The sequence below is a fragment of the Flavobacterium sp. RHBU_24 genome (assembly GCF_046613695.1).
Classification (GTDB): Bacteria; Bacteroidota; Bacteroidia; order Flavobacteriales; family Flavobacteriaceae; genus Flavobacterium.
In genome coordinates this window covers 1-436 of record NZ_JBKJHD010000062.1, presented here as the reverse complement: position 1 = coordinate 436, position 436 = coordinate 1, and the positions used below count along the sequence as shown (strand labels likewise).

At 55.3% G+C, this 436-nt stretch carries 1 pseudogene; it reads left to right on the top strand.

Annotated features, from left to right (window positions below):
* Positions 1-436 (top strand): annotated as a pseudogene (locus ACLI09_RS18075) (hypothetical protein); the annotation flags it as partial.

Here is a 436-nt window from a genome sequence, read left to right as displayed (position 1 = left end):
TTTTGACGGTACCTTTACCGGTAAGCCAAATAACGGCAGCTATTACCCTGCAACGGTAGACGGTGGCGATGGCTTTACCGCCGTGGGTAACCCTTACCCTTCGCCTATAAGCCTTGAGGCCTTCTTAACGGCCAACAACGGCAACCTGGTTAGCGATACCGGTTTATGGTTCTGGAGGAAAAAGAATGCTTCAGAGACCTCATACCTTACGTTAAACCTTAGTGGCTTGGTAACCCCGCCGAGCAATACCAACGGCAACGGCACGCTGGATGCAGAGCTTTCCGGCTACTACCAGGGCGACAGTGACAACTGGCTGATAGCACCCGCGCAGGGCTTTATCGTACAGGCACAGCCTTCGGCCACTACAATAAGCTTTACCAACAGCATGCGCCGTGCCACACCGGGCGCGCAGGCCTTCTTCCGTACGGCTGCCACC